The sequence below is a fragment of the Okeania sp. genome, assembly GCF_983059655.1.
Map to the genome: position 1 here is coordinate 1 of NZ_CEZPJD010000686.1, position 4,295 is coordinate 4,295.

Below are 4,295 nucleotides of genomic sequence, written 5' to 3' on the forward strand. Positions count from 1 at the left end.
GTCAAAACTATTAACTGTATAAGGGTTTCAATTTTATCAATGTCCTAACACTTTTCAGTTATCAGTTATCAGTTATCAGTTATCAGTTCAAGTCAAAACTATTAACTGTATAAGGGTTTCAATTTTATCAATGTCCTAACACTTTTTTGTAGCAGTACTAAGCACTATAGAAATTAAAAAAATTATTAACTATTAGACTTTAATAACTAAGAATTATCCCACTGATAAACTTAGGAATTTTTATTCTTCCTCTTTCTTTCTTCCTCCTTTCAATTATCCACTTCTTAACTTCGTCCAGTATTCATCATAAACTTCTTCATATTTACCAAGTGGAGCTAAACTTTCACACTTTTCAATAATTGACTCTGGGGGAAATAAAGTAGGATCTTCTTTTAGGTCTTCTGGTAATTTTTGATAAGCTACCCGAGAAGGTGTAGCAAAACTTAGTCTCTCCACAATTTCAGCTGCTATATCTGGCTGTAACATAAAGTTAATCCACTGATAAGCACCATCAGGGTTAGGAGCATTTTTTGGAATAACTAATGTATCCGTCCACAGAGATGATCCACTGCGGGGAGTAATATATTCTAAGTCTTCATTTTCTGGTTTAATTTCTGCAGCATCAGAAGAATAACACATGGCTATCAACAAATCTTCTACCAAAATTTGAGACCGCCAACCATCTGTAGTAAAAGAAGCGATCGCTGGTCTAAGTATGAGTAACTCTTGGTAAGCTTCCCTGATACTTTCAACATTGGTAGAGTTATAGGAATATCCCAGCTTTCGCAAAGCAAACCCCATCACCTCACGCACGTCATTAGCTAGGGTTAGGCGCTTCGATATTAAATCTTGATTTTCCCAGAGATACTCCCAGTCAGTGGGTGCAGTTGGTAAAAGTTTGCTATTGTAAATTAAACCAGTAGTACCCCAACTTATGGGTACACTATAGGTATTACCACGATCGTATATGGGGTCTTGAAATTCAGGGAACAGATCGTCTAAACCAAGAATTAGAGAATGGTCTAACTCTGTCAGCAAATCCAGGGAATCCATTTTTTGCACCATATAATCAGATGGATAGATGATGCTATATGCTCCACCTCCCCCAGCTTGCACTCTAGCTAGCATCGACTCATTAGAGTCAAATACATCTGCAACTACTTTAATTCCTGTTTCATCATAGAAGCGATCGAGCAAATCTTGATCTGTATAACCTGCCCAAGTATAGACATAGAGCAAATCTGAATCTCCCTGCATTCGGGGGTTTGATTTTACTTCAGCTAATCTCCAACCACAACTAGAAAGAGCTGAAGCTGCGATGGTAGCTGCTGACGTTTTGAGAAATTGACGTCTAGAAGTGCCAGCATCTTGCTTGTCAACAGATGTAGCAATAACATTTCCCCGATATTTCTCGAAATTAGTTGGAGGCACTTTCAACAATTAATAATTAATAATTAATAATTAACAATTACCTCTTCTTTTCTAGGAGAGGATTGACTCTTAAGGAAAAATTTTTCTCCTTTATAAGGAGAGGCTTTAAACCTTAATTATTCAGTGATTTTTCAATAGTGAAAATTTAGTTTACGTTTTTGTTATCTTGTCTCGCTGAGAGCTAAACAATTTTGTTTTGCCCAATAGATATAGATAGGAGTATCTGCACTGGGCAAAGTTCCTTCTGTATTGGGCTGCCTTATCGTCATGCGATCGCCTGACAACAGATTTACATGATAATATACATGAGTCCCCATATACATAACATTGATTAATCTACCTTCAAAGCAATTTTCTGATACATCTGGGGAATAAAGACTTAAATCTATTTTTTCTGGCCGCACACTGACGACTACGGCAGCGCCTGCATAAATCTCTCCGTTTTGCGCCTCTTCACTAACTGTTGATTTTTGTACAACAATTTTAATACCACGATCTGTCTTAACTACTATATTTGAATTATCGATAAATTCAACTCGACCCTGAAATAAATTCGTCTCTCCGATAAAATCTGCTACAAAAGGACTTTCAGGCCGCTCGTAAATTTCTTTGGGGGAACCTATCTGCTCTATTCTACCTTCGTGCATGACGGCAATACGGTCAGACATACTCATAGCTTCTTCTTGGTCATGAGTTACCATTACAAATGTAACGCCTAAATCTCTATGTAAACTAGACAATTCCATTTGCATTTGTTTGCGTAGTTTCAAATCTAGGGCACCAAGAGGTTCATCCAATAATAATACTGCTGGACGATTTACCAGTGCCCTTGCTAAAGCCACCCTTTGTTGTTGCCCACCAGATATTTGATTGGGATAGCGATCGGCAAATTTTTCCATTTTCACCAGTCGTAAAGCTTGTGCCACTTTTTCCTCAGTTTCAGTTTTTCCTAAACGTTTAATTTTTAGTCCAAAGGCAATATTATCTTTGACACTGAGATGATTAAATAGAGCGTAGCTTTGGAAAACAGTATTTACGGGGCGACGGTAAGGGGGAGTTTGATTCATGGATACTCCCCTAATCATTATTTCTCCTGCTGATGGGGATTCAAATCCAGCAATTAAGCGCAATGTTGTAGTCTTGCCACAGCCAGAAGGGCCAAGAATACTAAAAAATTCTCCTTGATGGATATTCAGGTCCACGCCTCGCACGGCTGTATGGCCTTCAAACACTTTGAATACTTTACGCAGTTCAACGTCGTTTTGGGTGTCGGTTACTGTTGTCCCTATATTAAGCGCAGTTTGAGTCATGGTTGCTATGTCATAATTGGGGAATTTACTCTGGAAATTTGGGTCTTATTGAATTTAAGTGTAATGTTTTTCAATATTTTAGCAGTTCTGGCTATTGCGCTTCATCTATTTTTGGTAATTTGGTAATTAATTAACTAAAGGATAATACAGACATTTATTACATCTGTTAGAGGTGTGAGGTATTAAACCCCAAGAGAGAAAATATCAGAACAGTTTGAAAATTTTGCTGCTTTTGTAAACAACTTCTTAGCTGTTTGTCTAGGATATCAAAAATCTGATTTTCTATTTTTTTTAATCTCCTACTGCAAAAATATTTTGGGCAGTTAATTTAAGTTCTGGAAATGTAGGAGAAATAATTTTTTCATCCCCTCTAAATTGTTGTACTTGATATTCCCCATCAATTAACTGATAAATTGACAAAGTAGGTTGTTTGGGGTTGCCAATATAACGTTTTCCTCCTAATCCCAAATAATCAACTATCCAATATTCTGGTATTTCTAATTTCTCATAATCAATTAATTTATCAAAATAATTGGGTCTAATATCAATTTCATAAAATATTGTTACAGTGAGGAAACAGGGAATAGGGAACACCGGTTCTGGAAACAGAGAAAGAAAAACATAAATATTAAATAGGAAAAAAGGTGGAAATTTTATAATTTATGGAATTTATAATTTTTTCTTTTAGGAATAAATCACAAATTAAGATGTAACTGCCTTTGCGTAAATTTGGTATAAAAACCTGCCTTTTAAGGCGATTTTTTTTTTGGAGTCTTGCTCAAATCCCCGTTACAAAAATAACTTCTAACTTCTGACTTCTGACTTCTGACTTCGTTAAGACCATAATCATCGCGCCAATTTGTACTCACAACTTCAATAATTAGCTTGACTGTTTTTCCTTGAGTAATTGTGGAACGTTTTTTCCATAAAGATTCATTTTTAAAAGCAGATTTATCCAAAACAATGACATCGGGATTATAACCAGATTTATCTGTATCTACCGGTTTAACAATTGCTTGTCTGGGAATAATATAAGGAAGTTCAAGAAGTTCGATTTGTACTCCTAGTTTAAGGGCGAGAAAACCTGCTACTTGTTTGTGAGTTCCAGTAGGTTGCATTTCAAAAACAACTCCATTGTGTAATTCATAACGACCATAACCATCTGGATACCAGTCTAAAAATTCGTCTAAGGTCATTAATTGTGGGGTAGTTTCTACAATCATAATTAATCTCTTTAAACAGGGAGTAGGGAGTAGGGAGTAGGGAGTAGGGAGTAGGGGAAAAAATTGATTTATATAGTGCAATAATTGATTTTATTTTTTATTATTGGAGATGTCTATTCTGTGAGTAAATAATCATCATTATTTGCAGGAGATACTTCTGAGTCAGGAGATGATTTTTCTCTGGGCATATCGTCTTTTTTTTCAGTAGATTTTTCTGAGGATGGTTTAGTGGTTTCCGATTCATCTTTTTTCTCAGTAGATTCTTCTGTTTCAGGAGATGATTTTTCTCTGGGCACATCATCTTTTTTCTCAGTAGATTCTTCTAATTGTT

General features: G+C 35.8%; 4 protein-coding genes and 1 pseudogene. All 5 read right to left on the reverse strand.

What is annotated here, in order from left to right:
• Positions 1–273: 273 nt before the first annotated feature.
• Positions 274–1,392 carry an ABC transporter substrate-binding protein gene (locus AC3DU7_RS26650; protein ID WP_488042289.1) on the reverse strand — a complete coding sequence of 373 codons (1,119 nt, stop codon included), beginning with the start codon at positions 1,390–1,392 and terminating at the stop codon, positions 274–276.
• Between the two features lie 200 nt (positions 1,393–1,592).
• Positions 1,593–2,741: an ABC transporter ATP-binding protein gene (locus tag AC3DU7_RS26655; protein WP_488042286.1), complete on the reverse strand. Its 1,149-nt coding sequence runs from the start codon at positions 2,739–2,741 to the stop codon at positions 1,593–1,595.
• A 291-nt stretch (positions 2,742–3,032) separates the two neighbouring features.
• Positions 3,033–3,281: pseudogene (locus AC3DU7_RS26660) on the reverse strand (Uma2 family endonuclease); the annotation flags it as partial.
• A gap of 209 nt (positions 3,282–3,490) precedes the next feature.
• Positions 3,491–3,964, reverse strand: a complete 474-nt coding sequence (locus AC3DU7_RS26665; protein ID WP_488042287.1) for a Uma2 family endonuclease — start codon at positions 3,962–3,964, stop codon at positions 3,491–3,493.
• A gap of 113 nt (positions 3,965–4,077) precedes the next feature.
• A partial coding sequence (locus tag AC3DU7_RS26670) for a hypothetical protein (RefSeq protein WP_488042288.1) occupies positions 4,078–4,295 on the reverse strand: 218 nt, incomplete at its 5' end.

What these genes read in the sequence shown, in the direction of transcription:
- AC3DU7_RS26655 (WP_488042286.1), bottom strand. Translation starts at nt 2,741, where the DNA reads ATGACTCAAACTGCGCTTAATATAGGGACAACAGTAACCGACACCCAA.
- AC3DU7_RS26665 (WP_488042287.1), bottom strand. Translation starts at nt 3,964, where the DNA reads ATGATTGTAGAAACTACCCCACAATTAATGACCTTAGACGAATTTTTA.